The sequence below is a fragment of the Kosakonia sp. S57 genome (genome assembly GCF_016516575.1).
GTDB classification, from domain to species: Bacteria; Pseudomonadota; Gammaproteobacteria; order Enterobacterales; family Enterobacteriaceae; genus Kosakonia; species Kosakonia cowanii.
The window spans coordinates 13609-29675 of sequence record NZ_JACVUL010000016.1; the positions used below are offsets into that span (position 1 = coordinate 13609).

The following is a 16067-nucleotide window of genomic DNA, read 5'->3' on the forward strand; positions in this document are numbered from 1 at the left end:
ATGCCGGATGGCGCTGCGCTTATCAGGCCAACAAAATGATACGCATAAAAAAACCCGGCGCTCAGGCCGGGTTTTCTGTTTACGCTTTCTGCGTCACGCCAGATGGCTCGCGCACGTGTTTGTACTTAAACAGCATCACGAAGGCGACGGCCAGCACCAGCGAATAACCGGCGAAGATCAGCCACACGGTTTTCCAGTCGGTAAGACCGGCGGTGGTGTACATCTCCACCACTTTGCCGCTCACCATACCGCCGAGGATACAGCCGAAGCCGTTGGTCATCATCAGCAGCATACCCTGCGCGCTGGCGCGGATTTCCGGGCTAACCTCTTTCTCAACAAACACCGAGCCGGAGATATTGAAGAAGTCGAAGGCGCAACCGTACACGATCATCGACAGCACCAGCAGCACGGTGCCGAACGGCGTTGGGTCGCCATAAGCGAACAGACCAAAGCGCAGCACCCAGGCGAGGATACTGATCATCATCACGTTCTTAATGCCGTAACGGCTCAGGAAGAACGGAATGGCGAGGATAAAGACCGTTTCCGAAATCTGCGAAATCGACATCATTACCGACGCGTGGGTAACGATAAAGCTGTTAGCGAACAGCGGATTCGAGTCGAAGCTGTGCAGGAAGGTGTTGCCGAACATATTGGTGATCTGCAACTCCGCGCCCAGCAGCATGGAGAAGATAAAGAAGATCGCCATACGTTTGTTTTTATACAGCGCAAAGGCGTTCAGGCCGAGCATCTCCACCCAGGTCTGCTTCTGCTTGCTGTTCGCTACCGGAATGTGCGGCAGCGTCAGCGCAATCACGCTCAGCAGCAGCGACAGCGCCGCGCCAATGTAGAGCTGCATATGGCTTAACTCAAAGCCGGAGAAGCTCACCGCCCACATGGCGAGGATAAAGCCGATGGTGCCCCAGATACGAATCGGCGGGAAATCGGTGACGATATCGTGCCCGGCAGATTTAAGACGGAAATAGGAGATGGAGTTCACCAGGCTCAGCGTCGGCATATAGGCCAGCGAGTTGAGCAGAATAATGGCAAACATCGCGCCCGGCGTGGTGACGCCTGCGGCGATAAACAGCGTGATGGCCCCGACCAGATGACAGAGGGCATATACCCATTTCGCGCTAAGCCACTTATCGGCGACGATGCCTAAAAGGGTTGGCATAAACAGCGAGGCGATACCAAGGGAGCTGTAGACCGCGCCGACTTCCGCGCCCTGAAATTTCAGGGTCACGATCATATAAGAGCCAAGTGTCGTCAGCCAACTGCCCCACAGGCAGAACTGCAGAAAGATGATCACTTTCAGCTGCAGCTTAAGATTCATGCTTTTTTCCTCGCAAAGGAGACGGTTGTCGTTGTAATGGGCAGATATACTGCGATTTGTGGCGGCACTTTATCACTTTGCGGCGGCGTTGTTTGTTACGTACGACAGAAAAATGCAATCTTCGTCTGATTGCATTCTTATTAAGTGATCTTGATCACGCTTTTACGCAACCGATTGCGAGGGCCAGAAGGCGGGCTTATGCCCTTTTACCTGCAAAGGTAAAAAGGCATAAACCACAAGGGGCGTTAATTACGACGGTAGGTTTTCTGCGCGGCGTTCACTTTGTAGAGATAGCGGCGTGACTCAGCAGAAGGGTGGCGCGTGGTCAGCGTTTCATACACATCGCCCGGCGACATGGTATTGATGATATTCGCCGCCTGCACTTTATCCGCCGAGAAGACGCGCAGCACGCTGCCCGCACCGCCGTTATAGGCAGTGATCACCGCATAGCGACGTGAGGTCGGGTTGCTGATACCGCCAAGATAGACATTGTTCAGCATCGCCAGATAAGCGGTGCCGGTATCAATATTGCTCTGCGGATCGAAGAGATAACTGCGGTCCGGCGTACCGGATTTCCCCTGCGCGCGGAAAACATCTTTCCCGGCGCTGTGCTGCACTACCTGCATTAGACCTAGCGCATCGGAGCGGCTCACCGCATAGGGGTTGAAGGAGGATTCTGTCTGCATAATCGCCAGAATCAGCGACTCCTCAACGCCATACTTATGCGACGCTTTGCGCACCATGCCCATATATTTATGCGCACGTTTATCGAGGTGGTTCGGCACCAGGTTAATAGTGATGCTGGAGATCACACGGATGCCGCTGGTGCGGGTTTTCAGCCGCGTTTGCAGCAGATAGTCGGCATATTTTTCCGCGCGCCACTGCCAGCGAATCGCTTCGCCGTTGTTATCCAGCACCTGACCATAGAGGAAAGGCTGTTTGGAGATGGTGATATCGTCGGTATCGGAGTAGAGATCGATAGAGCCGGGATCGTCGCCCATCAGCAGCGTTTTAACGATCGCCGCGCGCAGGTGCGCCGCCGGATCGGTCGCCGAGATGGTTTCGACAGTAATCGTCCCTTCATCAAAGTTGATGTGGCTTCGCGTCTGGTACTGATCGGTATACTTAACGTAATCCTTTGGGCCTGCGATCAGTACTTCGTTAAAGCCCCATAAATTCTCAATATTGTGGGCGAACTGGCCCATCAAAATGTCAAAACCGTTGGTGTCTTTGATCCAGGCTTCGTTGTAGTCTTCGCCGGATTTATTAGAGCTGGAACAAGAGATCAGCAACGGCGCGATCATCGCTAGCGCTAAAAATTTTTTCATCATTCCGGATGCAGTTGTGTTTGATTACAGCGCCTGAGACGCTCGCGAACCGGCAATGCCTTCCCTGGATTTATGGCACTGCCGGCGGGTTTAAACCACGACGCCTATTTTTTTTCTTGTGGCGTGTAGCCTTCAATGTGCACGTCTTTGCCTTCAAACAGGAAATTGACCATCTCCTCTTCCAGCAATTTGCGGTGCTCGACGTTCATCATGTTGAGTTTCTTCTCATTGATCAGCATCGTCTGCTTCTGCTGCCACTGCTTCCAGGCCTCTTTCGAGATCTCGTTATAAATGCGTTTACCCAGGTCGCCCGGATAGAGCTGGAAGTCTTGCCCTTCCGCTTCGCGTTGCAGGAAGGTACAAAAAATGGTTCTGCTCATAATCATTCCTCTTTTTGCGCGCCGCTAAGATGCTGCTTCGGCGCGTAATTGCTGTATCAGGCGTTCCACCGGAGCCGCCAGACCGACGGATGGCGGTTGCGCTAAGTTATACCAAAGACCTGCACCTTCATCCATGCACGCGGCAACGGAAGACACAGGAAGCCACATCGGCACAATATCGAGGTGGAAATGGCTAAAAGTGTGGCGGAACGCGACAAGTTGGCTGAGAGTATCTGCGTTAATCCCTTTTTGCGCCAGCCAGTCGCGCAGCGCCGCTTCATCGCTAAACTGCGGGAAGCAGAAGAGGCCACCCCACAGGCCGCTCGGCGGGCGCTGTTCAAGGTAAACCGTGCCTTCATGCTCCATCAGCAGCAGATAACCGGTGCGCTCGGGCAGGATCTGCTTCGGCTTTTTACCCGGGTAGCTGCTCCAGCTATGCGTGGCGTAAGCGACACAGCCGCTTTGCAGCGGGCAGAGTTCGCACTTCGGTTTTGAGCGGGTGCAGACCATGGCACCAAGATCCATCATCGCCTGGTTAAAGCGCTCGACGCCTTTCGCCGGTGTTACCTGCTCGCTTATCTCCCACAGCCGTTTCTCCACCTCTTTTTTCCCCGGCCAGCCGGCCACCGCATAACAGCGGGCCAGCACGCGCTTAACGTTGCCATCGAGAATCGGAAAGTGTTTGCCGAGAGATAAAGAGAGAATGGCACCCGCCGTTGAGCGGCCAACGCCTGGCAGCGCGGCGACCTCTTCGAAGGTTTCAGGAAAACGGCCATTGTGCAGCGTGGCGATCTGCTGCGCGGCTTTATGCAAATTGCGTGCGCGGGCGTAGTAACCGAGCCCGGTCCACAGATGCAGCACTTCATCCAGCGGCGCGTTGGCTAAATCGGTCACCGTCGGGAAGCGCGCCATAAAGCGCTCAAAATAGGGGATCACCGTTGTGACCTGGGTTTGTTGCAACATCACTTCTGACAGCCATACTTTGTAGGGCGTCTTTTCAATTTGCCAGGGCAGGGTTTTCCGCCCAAATTTGTCGTACCAGTCCAGAACCTGGGCTGAGAATTGAGACGCTTGCATGGTCACCAGAATCGCTTTATCAGGGGCGAAGATTGCAGCACAGCGGCGTTGCACTGTAAACCGGAACTTTCCGGTGCTTGCATCATGCCATGAACTTTGGATAATGCCCGTTTCCTGAACACTCTCACGAGCAGAAAACTTTATGAATAACGACGTCATTTCACCGGAATTTGATGAAAATGGCCGCCCGCTGCGCCGCATTCGTAGCTTTGTCCGTCGCCAGGGGCGACTGACGAAGGGTCAGCAGCATGCGCTGGACAATTACTGGCCGGTGATGGGCGTTGAGTTTACCGAACAGCCGCTCGATTTTACCGCCCTGTTTGGTCGCACCGCACCGGTGACGCTGGAGATCGGTTTTGGCATGGGCGCTTCGCTGGTCGAAATGGCGAAAACCCGCCCGGAGCAGGATTTCCTCGGCATTGAAGTACACTCGCCGGGCGTCGGTGCCTGCCTCTCTTCTGCGCACGAAGAGGGCGTCGAGAACCTGCGCGTAATGTGTCATGACGCGGTAGAAGTGCTGCACACGATGATCCCGGATAACGCCTTAAACATGGTGCAACTCTTTTTCCCGGACCCGTGGCATAAAGCGCGTCATAATAAGCGCCGTATTGTGCAGGTACCCTTTGCCGAGCTGGTGAAGAGCAAGCTCAAGCTGGGCGGCGTATTCCATATGGCGACCGACTGGGAAGCCTATGCAGAACATATGCTGGAGGTGATGAACTCCATCGACGGGTATAAGAACCTGTCGGCCAGCAACGACTATGTGCCGCGCCCGGAATCGCGCCCGGTAACGAAATTTGAACAGCGTGGCCATCGTCTTGGTCACGGTGTATGGGACTTAATGTTCGAGAGGGTGAAATAATGGCAAAGAACCGCAGCCGTCGCTTGCGTAAAAAAATGCATATCGACGAATTCCAGGAAGTGGGTTTCTCCGTCGCGTGGCGTTTCCCGGAAGGTACCACCGAAGAGCAGATCGACAGCACCGTTGATAACTTCATTAAGCAGGTGATTGCGCCGAATAAACTGGCGTTTGATGGCAGCGGCTATCTGGCGTGGGAAGGGTTAATCTGCCTGCAAGAGATTGGCAAATGCACCGAAGAGCATCAGGCCCTTGTGCGTAAGTGGCTGGAGGAGCAGAAGCTCGAAGCGGTACGCACCAGCGAACTTTTCGACGTCTGGTGGGACTAAACAAACATAAGGGCCAGCATCTGCTGGCCCATTTTGTCTCTACAGGAGTTAATAGAATGCGTAAAACGCTGCTGGCGGCAACGCTCACCCTTACAGCTTTCGCGGCGCAGGCAGATTATCAGTGCAGCGTCACGCCGCGCGACGATGTGATTATCAGCCCGCAAACCGTGCAGGTGAAGGGCGAAAACGGCAATCTGGTGATCACACCAGAGGGCAATGTGATGTTTAACGGCAAACAGCCTTCCCTTAGCGCCGCACAGCGCGAGCAGGCGAAAGATTACCAGGCTGAGTTACGCAGCGCCCTGCCGTGGATCGACAACGGCGCGCTGACCCGCGTGGAGAAAAACCGCATTGCGCTGGATAAGATCATCGTCAAAGAGGTGGGGGAGAGCAGCAGCATGCGTAACCGCCTCACCAAACTCGACGCGCAGCTCAAAGAGCAGATGAATCGTATCATCGAGCATCGCAGCGACGGCCTGACGTTCCACTACAAGGCGATTGAACAGGTTCGCGCCGATGGTCAGCAGTTAGTCAACCAGGCGATGGGCGGCATTCTGCAGGACAGCATTAACGAGATGGGCGCGAAAGCGGTGATGAAAAGCGGCGGCAACCCGTTGCAGAATGTGCTCGGCAATCTCGGCGGCTTACAAACGTCTATCCAGAACGAATGGAAAAATCAGGAAGCTGACTTCCAGCAGTTTGGCAAAGATGTCTGCCAGCGCGTGGTTTCTCTCGAAGAGAGCCGCAAAGCGTTAACCTCCTCCCTGAAGTAACTTTCCACAGCGGCTTTTCCTTTCTGCGAACGCCGCTGTTTCAATATCTATTCATAAATAACCTTCTGGTTTGCGTTGCTTATTTAATACTCTTTTTCCTTAATTATGCTTACCTGGTATATCTCTCTTATTTCTGATAAATGCCTTTCAGTAAAATCAATCTTTATATCTCTATTTTTACCTACCAAATATTGGGGTTTTACTTAAAAAATAAACGACTTTGACTGGCGAACCGCTATTTACATACTTTCAGAATGTTCTTGTTGATGCTAATATCGCCGCCTCAATTACGGACACCACTCCTGCATAAGCACTCTATGTCATCAATAAACTTACAGCCGCGAAGCGACGCTTCATTTTATGAAGGTTCTGATCTTAATCTCAAAAATAACGAGGTTGATCTGCTTTATCTGTTCAGCCTTTTATGGCGAGGCAAAAAGCTTATTATTGCCACCGTCCTTTTTTTCGCCGTCTGTGGCTTCTTTATTAGCGCATTACTGCCGCAAAAATGGACCAGTCAGGCTGAGATAACACCGGCTGAAAAGATCCAGTGGGCGGAATTGCAGAGAGCGTTGATGACCCTGCAAGTCCTTGATGTGAAAAGTTCTGTTTCGCCGGATGATGTTTACAAACTCTTCCTCAAGAAATTTTCTTCACAATCGTTGAAAGAGGAGTTCCTTGCGACTTCTCCGCTGGTGCTGGGCCAACTGGAACAGAGTAATCTCGATCAGTATGATTTGCGGCGCGCGCTGGCGCTGGTGGCTGGCAACCTCAAACTTACCAACAACGATAAGTCGACAGGTACGACCGACACGCCGTACACCTCATGGTCGCTCAGTTTCACCGCGCCAAAGGCTGTTGAGGCTCAGCAGGTACTGACAGACTATATCAATTTCATTACCGCCAAAGTGGTGAGCGAAACGCTTGAAACCGTGCGTAACGATATTGAGCTGAAGAAAAACGTCGAAAAAAATGTGCTGGAGATGGATCGCACCCGCATTGCGAACGCGCACGAGGCTAAATTAAAGCGCCTGAACTACTCCCTTGAAGTAGCGAATGCCGCGGGCATCAAACGCCCGGTCTACAGCAATGGTCAGGCGGTACAGGATGACCCGGACTTCTCTATCGCGCTCGGCGCCGATGGTATCTCTGAAAAACTGCGTATTGAGCAGTCGATGAAAGATTTTACCGAGCTGAATGCAGACTTCCGTAACCGTGAGTATCATCTGGCGCAGCTTGAGAAAGTGAATATTAAAGATGTGGAGTTCTCTCCTTTTAAATATCAACTTTCGCCGTCGCTGCCGATGAAAAAAGATGGCCCGGGGAAAGCGATTATTATCGTGCTGGCGATCGTTCTTGGTGGCATTATCTCCTCTGGCATCGTCTTATTACGCCACGGAATGCACCAACGGAAATTGCTGTAATACCATTCTTTAAATAATCACGCCGCTAAAATAATTAAGGGGAAATAATATTTCCCCTTATTTTTATCTCTCACTTCACGTTATTCGCTAAGAAACAACTCAAGCAATGAATTGAGAAACAGCTTACCGTGCTCGGTTATCTGCCAGTGCGTTGCGGTCTCGGTCAGATAATTGAGCGCCAGCGCCTGCTCAATTTGCGGGCGGATGGTCGCTTCATCCAGACCGGTATACGCGGAAAACTCTGCCCGCGGCGCCGGTTCCAGCAGGCGGAACCGGTTCATAAAGAACTCGAACGGCTTATCCTGCTCTTCAACATCATGCTGCTTATCAAGGTAATTTCCCTGCATATAGCCGCGTGGATGGCGCGTTTTCGCCGTACGCAAAATGCGCCCGTCCGCGAAGGTCACTTTGCCGTGCGCGCCGCAGCCGATTCCGAGGTAGTCGCCAAAGCGCCAGTAGTTCAGGTTGTGCTGGCACTGATAACCCGGTTTGGCATAGGCCGAGGTTTCATACTGCTGATAACCGGCAGCCGTCAGGATCTGATGCCCCTGCTCGAAGATATCCCACAGCGCGTCGTCATCCGGCAGCACCGGTGGGCGCGAGCTAAAGAGGGTATTAGGTTCGATGGTGAGCTGATACCACGACAGATGCGGTGGATTTAAGGCGATGGCCTGGCGCAGATCGTCGAGCGCTTCCTCAACGGATTGATCCGGCAAGCCGTGCATTAAATCGAGGTTGAAACTGCGCAGCCCCAGCCCGCTCGCAAGGCGTGCCGCACGTTTAGCTTCTTCCGGGCCGTGAATACGCCCGAGACGCTGCAACTTGGTTTCGCTGAAACTCTGCACGCCTATCGAGATACGGTTAACGCCAGCGCGCTGGTAGTCGGCGAAGCGGTCAGCCTCAACGGTGCCCGGATTCGCCTCCATGGTAATTTCCGCATCACTGGCCAGCGGCAGACGCGCGCGAACGCCATCAAGCAGAGTCTGCATTGCCGGGCCGGAGAGCAGGCTCGGCGTACCGCCGCCGATAAAGATGGTCTTTATTTCCCGTCCCTGGGCGTAGGCGGCATCACCATCCAGATCCGCAAGCAGATGCTGGACATAGTCGTCGTGCGGCACTTCGCCCTTCAGCGCGTGGGAGTTGAAGTCGCAGTAGGGGCACTTCTGCACGCACCAGGGAATGTGGATATAGAGACTCAGAGGCGGCAAATCAGCCATTACGCATTGCTTCCAGTAACAGGGTTAACGCCTGACCGCGATGGGAGAGGGCGCGCTTCTCGTCGCGTGTCAGCTCCGCGGCGGTTTTGCCTTCGGAGGGGACGAAAAAGATAGGATCATAACCAAAGCCGCCGCTGCCCGCAGGCGCGCGGGCAATCACGCCAGGCCAGCTTCCGTGGCACACCAGCGGCGTCGGATCGTCGGCATGGCGCATATAGACCAGCACACAGTGGAACTGCGCCTGGCGCTCGCCGTCCGGCACGTTTTGCAGCGCATCAAGCAGTTTTTCCAGGTTCTGCTGATCGCTGGCTTCAAGGCCTGCGTAGCGTGCGGAGTAGATCCCCGGCGCGCCGCCCAGCGCATCGACTGCCAGCCCCGAATCATCGGCAATGGCGGGTAAGCCGGTCACTTTTGCCGCATGGCGGGCTTTCAGAATGGCATTTTCAATAAAGGTCAGCCCGGTCTCTTCAACGGATTCGACGCCCAGCTCGGTTTGTGCGACCACATCGAGGCCGAAATCATTGAGCAGCGAGGCAAGCTCGCGCACTTTACCGGCGTTACCGGTGGCGAGGACAACTTTTTGCATAGCGGATCCTAATTTATCAGCGCCGCGACTTCTGTCGGGATCTGTTGCGGATGAACGATTTTAATCTGTTTATGGCGGCCCAGTTCGCCCTTTTCGATCAGCACCTGGCTTTTCGCGACGCGGAACTGTTTAGCGAGAAATTTCACCAGGTGCGCATTGGCCTGGCCATCCACCGGCGGGGCGGTGATGGCGACTTTCACTTCGTCGCCATGCAAACCGATAATCGCGTCGCGGCTGGCTTTCGGCTGAATATAAAGCCGTAAAACCAGCCCGTCCTGAGAGGAAACAACGGCACTCATAGTGCCATCCACAGCCCCGGCAGCAGCATATTACCGGTGGATTGCAGCAGTTCGGCAATCCCCATATTGAGCACATAGAGCAGCAGCACGAGGATCATCGGCGAGAAGTCGATGCCGCCCATTGCCGGCAGCAGGTTGCGGATCGGGCGCAGCAGCGGCTCGGTCAGCTGAACCAGTGCGTACTCAACCGGGCTGCGCCCCTGGCTGACCCAGCTCATGATTGCCATTACCAGCAGCACCCAGAAAATCATCAGGCCAATGGTTTTGACCAGAATAAGCAGGGCGGATATCCAGATAATCGGCTGCAAGGTGACCACCATAAACAGCACGATTGCCTTGATAAAACTCAGCACAAAAGCGACCAGCAGCGAGGCGCTGTCCAGCGGCCCCATCGCCGGGATAATGCGGCGCAGCGGCCCGACAATCGGCTGGGTGGCTTTAACGACAAATTGCGAAAAAGGGTTATAAAAATCACAGCGTGCCCACTGCATCCAGACGCGCAACAGCAGAACCATGGTGTAGAGTTCAATTACTGTTGAGAGCAGGAAAGTCAACGTCTTCATGGCGTTCCTCAGTTTCTCTTACTTTTTTGTGTAATCGCGCGCACCAAAAATGGCGGTACCAATGCGCACCATCGTACTGCCCGCCGCGATGGCTGCGGACATATCATCCGTCATGCCCAACGACAGGGTATCGACCGTTGAATAGCGCGTTTTAAGCGCCTCAAATGCTACAGCCATTTGCCGTGCCACGGCAAACTGCCGTTCGTACTCTGCTTCCGGTGCCGGGATCGCCATCAACCCGCGCAGGCAGATGCCCGGCAGTTCAGCGAGTTGCGCGGCAAGCTCATCCAGTTCACTCAGGGGGATCCCGGACTTGCTCTGCTCATCGCTGATGTTGATTTGGATAAGAACATTAAGCGGCGCGCGCGTGGCCGGGCGCTGCTCGCTAAGGCGGCTGGCGATGCGCAGACGGTCGACAGTGTGGCACCAGTCGAAGTGCTCCGCTACCAGACGGCTTTTGTTGGACTGCAACGGGCCGATAAAGTGCCACTCCAGCCCGCTGACACCCGCCTGCTGGAAGTGCTGGATCTTCTCCACCCCCTCCTGCACATAGTTTTCACCAAACGCACGCTGCCCGGCGTCAATCGCTTCTGCGACGGCGCTCGCAGGCTTAGTTTTACTCACTGCAAGTAACGTAACTTCTTCTGAAGCCCGGCCGCAGCGTGCCGCCGCGGCGGAGATTTTGTCCCGGACCTGTGCCAGGTTATGCGCGATATCGTTCATGATTCCAGGATGGCGTAATGGATATAGAAGAAATAGTGGCGCTTAGTGTAAAGCATAATGTCTCGGATCTACACCTGTGCAGTGGTTCTCCACCGCGCTGGCGACAGCACGGGAAGCTTACCGTTGCGCCTTTTGAGCAGCCCGACATCAGCGCACTGCTTAGCGGGCAGCTTACCTCCCTGCAACAGCAGCAGTGGCGCGAGTCGAGGCAGGTAGATTTCGCCCTGACCACCGCGAGCGGCAGGCGGCTGCGCGCAGGCGCGTTTGCCCGCCACGGCGGCATCTCATTAGCGCTGCGCCTGTTGCCACAGCGCTGCCCGCAGCTTAGCGATATCTCTGCTCCGGCGGCGCTGGCCGAACTGCTGGCGCGGGAGAACGGCCTGATCCTCGTCACCGGCGCGACCGGGAGTGGTAAATCGACAACCCTTGCGGCGATGGTGCAGCACCTCGATCAGCAGGCCGGGGCGCATATTATTACACTGGAAGATCCCATCGAGTTCGTGCACCAGAGCGGCAACAGCCTGATTCAGCAGCGCGAGATTGGGCAACACTGCGCCTCGTTTGCCGATGGGCTGCGCGCGGCGCTGCGCCAGGATCCGGATGTGATCCTGCTTGGCGAACTGCGCGACAGCGAGACGATCCGCCTGGCGCTCACCGCCGCCGAAACCGGGCATCTGGTGCTGGCGACCCTGCACACGCGCGGCGCGGCGCAGGCCGTCGAGCGGCTGGTGGACAGTTTCCCGGCGCAGGAAAAGGAGCCGGTGCGCAGCCAGCTGGCGGGCAGTTTACAGGCGGTGCTGGCACAGAGGCTGGAGGTGGATAAGCAGGGCGGGCGCGTGGCGCTGTTTGAGCTGCTGATTAATACCCCGGCGGTGGCGAACCTTATCCGCGAAGGCAAAACGCATCAACTGCCCGGCGTGATGCAAACCGGGCAGCAGCAGGGGATGCAGACCTTCGCGCAGAGCCACCAGCAGCGGGTGCGCGAAGGGCGTCTTTAGTGAAGATGCAGCGCGTAAACGGCGGGCAGCGCGCCTGCGGTAGCGACGACCTCCAGCCTGATGCTGCTCGCCGTAATGGGGCGGGTGAAACGGTGCTGACAGACGGAGTGGTGATTATCATGCACCTCTGCCAGCAGCCACTCGTCGGCCCACAGGCGATAGTGCGTAATGCAGTGCGGCGTGACGGCGAGCGGGTGTCCCATCTGTACGGACTCCATGGCGTTATCGAAATCGTTGTCCTGCACCAGCGTCAACTGGCTAATCGTCTGCGGGCTCTCCCAACGCCAGACAATCTCCGGCGCGGCGTCATCCAGCGCCGGGGACCATGCGTTGATCTGCTGTTCAGGGCGCAGGCGGCCATTGAGCACATTCTGCATGCTCCAGGCGGCAATCGGCGGATCGCAGCGCAGGGCGGGCAGGATCTGCGAAGGGTGGCGGCGAGGCAGCCAGAAGTCGAATTCATCGACGCCGTAATCGCCATCGGCGACCTGGCGGGTATGTTTGGCAACGCGCGCATTAAGGCTGTTAAACACCGTCATGATACCCGGCAGGCGCGCATCGGTCAGCGCGATCTCAACCTCTTCATTGGCAGCGAAAGCGAGAAAGACGTACTGGTTGCGTTCGCTCTGCCACTGGAAGGTGACGGTCTGTTCGCCTTCGTCAGCCACGCTCAGCGTCTGCTCTTCAAAGTGGCAATCCGGGGTGAAGTTGCCAGCCCGCACGCTGCCGAGCAGGGAGACCGTCAGCTCCGTTGGCCGCTTTGCCCGCAGCCGCAGGGTGATGGAGGGCACGGTATGGCCCGCCGGAACGGGCAGCAGCAGGGCCATCCTCTCTGCCAGCGGATGCCAGTTGCCGTTGGGCGCAAGCGCCGTCAGGCAGTACTCGCTGCTGGCGCTGACGCTGGCACCTGCCGCCGGGTCGTTGAGCCACTGGCGCGGAATATAACAGCCGTTAAGCTGCAGCTGCTGTTGCAGCGCGCCGATATGCTCGCGCTGGGCCAGGGCCTGCGGCGTGAGACCGCGCGCATGGCAAAGCGCGGCGGCGCGCCCCACCACCTCGCCGAGCAGGCCGCAGGTACACATTACGCGGGCGCTACCGAAGGCGACGTGGGACGCGGAGATAATCCGCCCGGTCAGCAGCAGGTTATCCAGCGAGCGGCTGTAGAGGCTGCGAAACGGGATGGTGTAGGTGCCTTTGCTGTGAAACTGACGGCAGCCGTCATGGGTGCTGTAGACGCCGTCCGCCGGGTGCAGATCGATCGACCAGCCGCCGTAGCCCACGGCATCGTAGTGGTCGCGCTGCTCAATGATATCCTGCTGGCTCAGCAGATGGTCGCCAACGAAGCGGCGGCTTTCGCGCTTGCCGGGGATCGCGCCGACCCACTCGATGGTCATCTTGTCCGCTTCCGGGAAGTTGCCGGAGTTTTTGATGTGATCCCACACGCCCCAGACGATCTTCCACAGCTCCCATTTGATCTCTTCGCTCTCATGCACGGTATCAAGACGCCCGCCCCACTCAAGCCACCAGAGATCGCAGCCGTTAAGGGTAGAGGTGAGGCGTTTATAGCGGGGGATGGCGGTAATATCTTTCAGCGCAAAGGAGGGGGGAACAAAGTTAACCGGCCCATCAGTCTGCTTGGTGTAGAAGTAGATGGAGTGGCCGAGCTTATGGCCGAAGTTGTCGCCGGGGGCCATTTTCTCCCCGAGTTCCTCCGCTTCTTCTGCGCCCTCACGATATTCGGCACCCGCCAGATAGCCGAGCACGCCGTCGCCGGTGGCATCACAAAACTGTGCGCCGCTGACGGTATAAAACGTCTCGTTGATCGGGTTAAAGGCTTTTACCTGAGTGATGGTCTGCGCCTCTTTTTCCACCTCAAAGACGGCGGTATTAAGCAGCAGTGTCAGCCCCGGCTGGCTTCTGGCAAGGTCGAGCAGCACCAGGTCAAACATCACCGGGTTGCCCTCTTTGTTGCGCCAGAGGTTCTCCTCCATGATCTCGCCCATAATGCCGCCTTCGCGCGCCCAGCGGTTGTTGTTGCCCATATGCGATGTCGCGCCGTTCGCCCACAGGCGTACTTCGCTGGAGGCGTTGCCGCCGAGCACCGGCCTGTCCTGGATTAGCACGACCTCTAAACCGTCGCGCGCTGCCGCCAGCGCGGCGCAAAGCCCTGCCAGCCCGCCGCCCGCGACGACCAGATCGGCGTGCAGCTGCCGGGTCGGAAAAGCTCTGGCATCGGTGTGAGGAAAGATTTTCATTATCTTGTTTCCTTTTTGACTGACGGTAGAATCGTTTTTTCCAGCCAACTGAAAAGCGAACCCTGCAATGTCTTCTCAACCGAACCAAAGTCTGATTGATGGCATTCGCTGCCTGCAGTACCTCGTCTCCAGCGATCGCGCCATTGGCTGTCGTGAGCTGTCGCGTCTGATGGGCATTAACACCACCCGCGTAAACCGGTTATTGATGACCATGGCCTCTATCGGCCTGACTATGCAGGATGCGCAGCGTCGCTACCTTCCCGGCCCCGGCATTCATGCACTGGCGGCGCAGGCCATTCGCGGCTCGGCGCTCTTCTCCCACGCGCTGCCGCTGCTTGAACGCTACGCCCCGAAAGATATCGTCGTGGCGATGGGCGTGCTGTGGGAGGATCAGGTGATCTATATCTACCACTCTGAACCCGGTAGCCAGGTGAGCCAGGCGCTGGCCGGTTTCCATATGCTGCCTGCCTGGCAGTCGGTCATCGGCATGTCGCTGCTGGCAGCGGAGAGCGATGAGGCGCTGCAACAGCGCTTTACGCCGGAGCAGTGGCAGCAGCTTGGCCCGCATGTCGCCCAGCAGCGCGCGCAGGGGCACGTGGTGTGGCATCACGACGACGGCGAAGTGTCGATGGCGAAACCCCTTGGCGCCCACTCAGCCGCGCTCGCGTTTGCCGGTCTGTGGCAGGTTGACGATGCGGTGGTTGAGACGCGCTTAGACGCCCTGCACGAACTGGCTCAGCGCTTAACTGAGAAATCCTGATAGCCTTCAATGTTTCTTTTATAGAAACATTGGCGAGAATGCAAAAAGCGGGGCTGGAAAGTGTGAGAAGGATCGGCAGAAAGCCGCGACGCGATCGCGGCTAACAGAAAAGAGAGGGGAAAACGGGCAGGCTTACGGGTGCAGTTCGAAGTAGCTTTCGAGAATAATCACCGCCGACGCTGAGTCGACGCTGCCTTTATCAAGGGCGCGAAATCCGCCGCGTTCAAACAGCCCGGATCGCGCTTCAACGGTGCTTAACCGTTCATCATGCAGGATCACTTTTGCGCCAAAACGGCCGTGGATTTTATTGGCGAAGTTGCGGGCGCGGGCGGTGAGCAACTGCTCGGTGCCATCCATATTAAGCGGCAAACCAACCACCACCGCCTCGGGCTGCCACTCTTTGAGCAGGTTTTCGATCCGCTTCCACTCCGGGGTGCCGTCCTGCGCTTTCAGCGCCGTCAGCGCGCGCGCCGTCCCGGTAATGCGCTGCCCGATGGCAACGCCAATACTTTTGGTGCCGAAATCAAACGCCAGCAGTGTGCCGCTCATCAGGCATGCCCCGCGACGCCCGGCATGGTCGAAATATCGATGCCGATAAGCTTTGCCGCTTCGCGCCAGCGATCGGCTATGGGCGTTTTGAACAGGATATTGAGATCCGCCGGCGCGGTAAGCCACGCGTTATCAAGGATCTCCTCCTCAAGCTGCCCCTTATCCCACGACGAGTAGCCCAGCGCGACCATCACCTCAGCGGGTTGTTCGCCGGTGCCGAGCGTCTCCAGCACGTCACGTGAGGTGGTGACCACGGTGTTGTCCGAGACGCGAATGCTGGAGGCAAAACCGCCGGGTGGGGTGTGCAGGATAAAGCCGCGATCTTCCGCCAGCGGGCCGCCGAGCAGCACCGGTTTATCAAGACGGATCGCCGGGTCGCGTTCAACGGCCTCGATTTTCAGTTTTTCAAGCACGCCCTCTACCGTCAGGTTTTCCAGCGGCTTATTGATGATAAGCCCCATCGCCCCTTCCTCGCTGTGCTCGCAGATATAGACAACGGAGCGCCGGAAGAGGGGATCCTGGAGAGCAGGCATGGCAATAAGAAAGTGATGCTGTAAATTCATTGTCAGAGGTTCTGTTCCTGGTTCAAAAAAGCGACAACGTAGTATGGGGGG

General features: G+C 56.7%; 18 protein-coding genes. 6 read left to right on the forward strand and 12 right to left on the reverse strand.

Features of this window, described 5'->3' with window-relative positions:
* Positions 1 to 79: 79 nt before the first annotated feature.
* The 4 genes from IAE48_RS15805 to mutY all read right to left on the reverse strand — a co-directional run bounded on the left by IAE48_RS15805 (position 80) and on the right by mutY (position 4118).
* Positions 80 to 1333 (reverse strand): nucleoside permease, encoded by a 1254-nt coding sequence (locus IAE48_RS15805; RefSeq protein ID WP_076769192.1) that lies wholly within the window; start codon positions 1331 to 1333, stop codon positions 80 to 82.
* A gap of 245 nt (positions 1334 to 1578) precedes the next feature.
* Positions 1579 to 2661: a membrane-bound lytic murein transglycosylase MltC gene (mltC, locus tag IAE48_RS15810; protein WP_042713600.1), complete on the reverse strand. Its 1083-nt coding sequence runs from the start codon at positions 2659 to 2661 to the stop codon at positions 1579 to 1581.
* Positions 2662 to 2765: 104 nt separating this feature from the next.
* Complete coding sequence (locus IAE48_RS15815; RefSeq protein ID WP_020455176.1) at positions 2766 to 3041, reverse strand: oxidative damage protection protein; 276 nt, start codon at positions 3039 to 3041, stop codon at positions 2766 to 2768.
* A gap of 24 nt (positions 3042 to 3065) precedes the next feature.
* On the reverse strand, positions 3066 to 4118 hold the full coding sequence (mutY, locus tag IAE48_RS15820; RefSeq protein ID WP_200134933.1) for an A/G-specific adenine glycosylase: 1053 nt from the start codon (positions 4116 to 4118) through the stop codon (positions 3066 to 3068).
* A 142-nt stretch (positions 4119 to 4260) separates the two neighbouring features.
* Between mutY and trmB the strand changes: the two genes are divergently transcribed.
* The 4 genes from trmB to wzz(fepE) all read left to right on the forward strand — a co-directional run bounded on the left by trmB (position 4261) and on the right by wzz(fepE) (position 7503).
* Positions 4261 to 4980 carry a tRNA (guanosine(46)-N7)-methyltransferase TrmB gene (gene trmB, locus IAE48_RS15825; RefSeq protein ID WP_054803427.1) on the forward strand — a complete coding sequence of 240 codons (720 nt, stop codon included), beginning with the start codon at positions 4261 to 4263 and terminating at the stop codon, positions 4978 to 4980.
* Positions 4980 to 5306: a YggL family protein gene (locus IAE48_RS15830; protein WP_023480838.1), complete on the forward strand. Its 327-nt coding sequence runs from the start codon at positions 4980 to 4982 to the stop codon at positions 5304 to 5306. Before trmB ends, IAE48_RS15830 begins: the two co-directional genes overlap by 1 nt.
* Positions 5307 to 5362: 56 nt before the next feature.
* On the forward strand, positions 5363 to 6079 hold the full coding sequence (locus IAE48_RS15835) for a DUF2884 domain-containing protein (protein WP_023480977.1): 717 nt from the start codon (positions 5363 to 5365) through the stop codon (positions 6077 to 6079).
* Between the two features lie 317 nt (positions 6080 to 6396).
* Positions 6397 to 7503 carry an LPS O-antigen length regulator Wzz(fepE) gene (wzz(fepE), locus tag IAE48_RS15840; RefSeq protein ID WP_200134934.1) on the forward strand — a complete coding sequence of 369 codons (1107 nt, stop codon included), beginning with the start codon at positions 6397 to 6399 and terminating at the stop codon, positions 7501 to 7503.
* An 80-nt stretch (positions 7504 to 7583) separates the two neighbouring features.
* On the opposite strand, the gene hemW is transcribed toward wzz(fepE), so the two are convergent.
* From hemW to IAE48_RS15865, 5 genes are read right to left on the reverse strand one after another with little or no spacing between them, the layout of a single operon-like run.
* Entirely contained in the window at positions 7584 to 8720 is a 1137-nt protein-coding gene (gene hemW, locus IAE48_RS15845; RefSeq protein WP_200134935.1) for a radical SAM family heme chaperone HemW, read from the reverse strand.
* Positions 8713 to 9306, reverse strand: coding sequence for an XTP/dITP diphosphatase (locus IAE48_RS15850; protein ID WP_200134936.1), 594 nt, complete (start codon positions 9304 to 9306; stop codon positions 8713 to 8715). Before IAE48_RS15850 ends, hemW begins: the two co-directional genes overlap by 8 nt.
* An 8-nt stretch (positions 9307 to 9314) precedes the next feature.
* Positions 9315 to 9605, reverse strand: a complete 291-nt coding sequence (yggU, locus tag IAE48_RS15855; protein WP_042713571.1) for a DUF167 family protein YggU — start codon at positions 9603 to 9605, stop codon at positions 9315 to 9317.
* On the reverse strand, positions 9602 to 10168 hold the full coding sequence (locus tag IAE48_RS15860) for a YggT family protein (protein ID WP_094422044.1): 567 nt from the start codon (positions 10166 to 10168) through the stop codon (positions 9602 to 9604). The genes yggU and IAE48_RS15860 overlap by 4 nt, the downstream gene beginning before the upstream one ends.
* Before the next feature lie 18 nt (positions 10169 to 10186).
* The gene (locus tag IAE48_RS15865) at positions 10187 to 10891 is read right to left on the reverse strand and encodes a YggS family pyridoxal phosphate-dependent enzyme (RefSeq protein WP_042713573.1); all 705 of its coding nucleotides are present in this window, start codon (positions 10889 to 10891) and stop codon (positions 10187 to 10189) included.
* A 17-nt stretch (positions 10892 to 10908) separates the two neighbouring features.
* Here IAE48_RS15865 and IAE48_RS15870 point away from each other — a divergent pair, with 17 nt between their 5' ends.
* Entirely contained in the window at positions 10909 to 11889 is a 981-nt protein-coding gene (locus IAE48_RS15870) for a type IV pilus twitching motility protein PilT (protein WP_200134937.1), read from the forward strand.
* Here the strand turns inward: IAE48_RS15870 and IAE48_RS15875 are convergent.
* A complete protein-coding gene (locus tag IAE48_RS15875; RefSeq protein WP_200134938.1) occupies positions 11886 to 14144 on the reverse strand; it encodes an FAD-dependent oxidoreductase in 2259 nt (752 codons plus the stop codon). The genes IAE48_RS15870 and IAE48_RS15875 overlap by 4 nt on opposite strands.
* A 67-nt stretch (positions 14145 to 14211) precedes the next feature.
* On the opposite strand from IAE48_RS15875, the gene IAE48_RS15880 reads away from it, so the two are divergent.
* Positions 14212 to 14904, forward strand: a complete 693-nt coding sequence (locus IAE48_RS15880) for a hypothetical protein (protein ID WP_042713579.1) — start codon at positions 14212 to 14214, stop codon at positions 14902 to 14904.
* Between the two features lie 132 nt (positions 14905 to 15036).
* Here IAE48_RS15880 and ruvX read toward each other — a convergent pair whose 3' ends face one another.
* Positions 15037 to 15453: a Holliday junction resolvase RuvX gene (gene ruvX, locus IAE48_RS15885; protein ID WP_023480823.1), complete on the reverse strand. Its 417-nt coding sequence runs from the start codon at positions 15451 to 15453 to the stop codon at positions 15037 to 15039.
* Entirely contained in the window at positions 15453 to 16016 is a 564-nt protein-coding gene (locus tag IAE48_RS15890) for a YqgE/AlgH family protein (RefSeq protein ID WP_023480870.1), read from the reverse strand. Before IAE48_RS15890 ends, ruvX begins: the two co-directional genes overlap by 1 nt.
* Positions 16017 to 16067: the final 51 nt, after the last annotated feature.

Coding starts and splice junctions, on each gene's coding strand:
- IAE48_RS15805 (WP_076769192.1), bottom strand. CDS start 1,333: ATGAATCTTAAGCTGCAGCTGAAAGTGATCATCTTTCTGCAGTTCTGC.
- mltC (WP_042713600.1), bottom strand. CDS start 2,661: ATGAAAAAATTTTTAGCGCTAGCGATGATCGCGCCGTTGCTGATCTCT.
- IAE48_RS15815 (WP_020455176.1), bottom strand. CDS start 3,041: ATGAGCAGAACCATTTTTTGTACCTTCCTGCAACGCGAAGCGGAAGGG.
- mutY (WP_200134933.1), bottom strand. CDS start 4,118: ATGCAAGCGTCTCAATTCTCAGCCCAGGTTCTGGACTGGTACGACAAA.
- trmB (WP_054803427.1), top strand. CDS start 4,261: ATGAATAACGACGTCATTTCACCGGAATTTGATGAAAATGGCCGCCCG.
- IAE48_RS15830 (WP_023480838.1), top strand. CDS start 4,980: ATGGCAAAGAACCGCAGCCGTCGCTTGCGTAAAAAAATGCATATCGAC.
- IAE48_RS15835 (WP_023480977.1), top strand. CDS start 5,363: ATGCGTAAAACGCTGCTGGCGGCAACGCTCACCCTTACAGCTTTCGCG.
- hemW (WP_200134935.1), bottom strand. CDS start 8,720: ATGGCTGATTTGCCGCCTCTGAGTCTCTATATCCACATTCCCTGGTGC.
- IAE48_RS15850 (WP_200134936.1), bottom strand. CDS start 9,306: ATGCAAAAAGTTGTCCTCGCCACCGGTAACGCCGGTAAAGTGCGCGAG.
- yggU (WP_042713571.1), bottom strand. CDS start 9,605: ATGAGTGCCGTTGTTTCCTCTCAGGACGGGCTGGTTTTACGGCTTTAT.
- IAE48_RS15860 (WP_094422044.1), bottom strand. CDS start 10,168: ATGAAGACGTTGACTTTCCTGCTCTCAACAGTAATTGAACTCTACACC.
- IAE48_RS15865 (WP_042713573.1), bottom strand. CDS start 10,891: ATGAACGATATCGCGCATAACCTGGCACAGGTCCGGGACAAAATCTCC.
- IAE48_RS15870 (WP_200134937.1), top strand. CDS start 10,909: ATGGATATAGAAGAAATAGTGGCGCTTAGTGTAAAGCATAATGTCTCG.
- IAE48_RS15875 (WP_200134938.1), bottom strand. CDS start 14,144: ATGAAAATCTTTCCTCACACCGATGCCAGAGCTTTTCCGACCCGGCAG.
- IAE48_RS15880 (WP_042713579.1), top strand. CDS start 14,212: ATGTCTTCTCAACCGAACCAAAGTCTGATTGATGGCATTCGCTGCCTG.
- ruvX (WP_023480823.1), bottom strand. CDS start 15,453: ATGAGCGGCACACTGCTGGCGTTTGATTTCGGCACCAAAAGTATTGGC.
- IAE48_RS15890 (WP_023480870.1), bottom strand. CDS start 16,016: ATGAATTTACAGCATCACTTTCTTATTGCCATGCCTGCTCTCCAGGAT.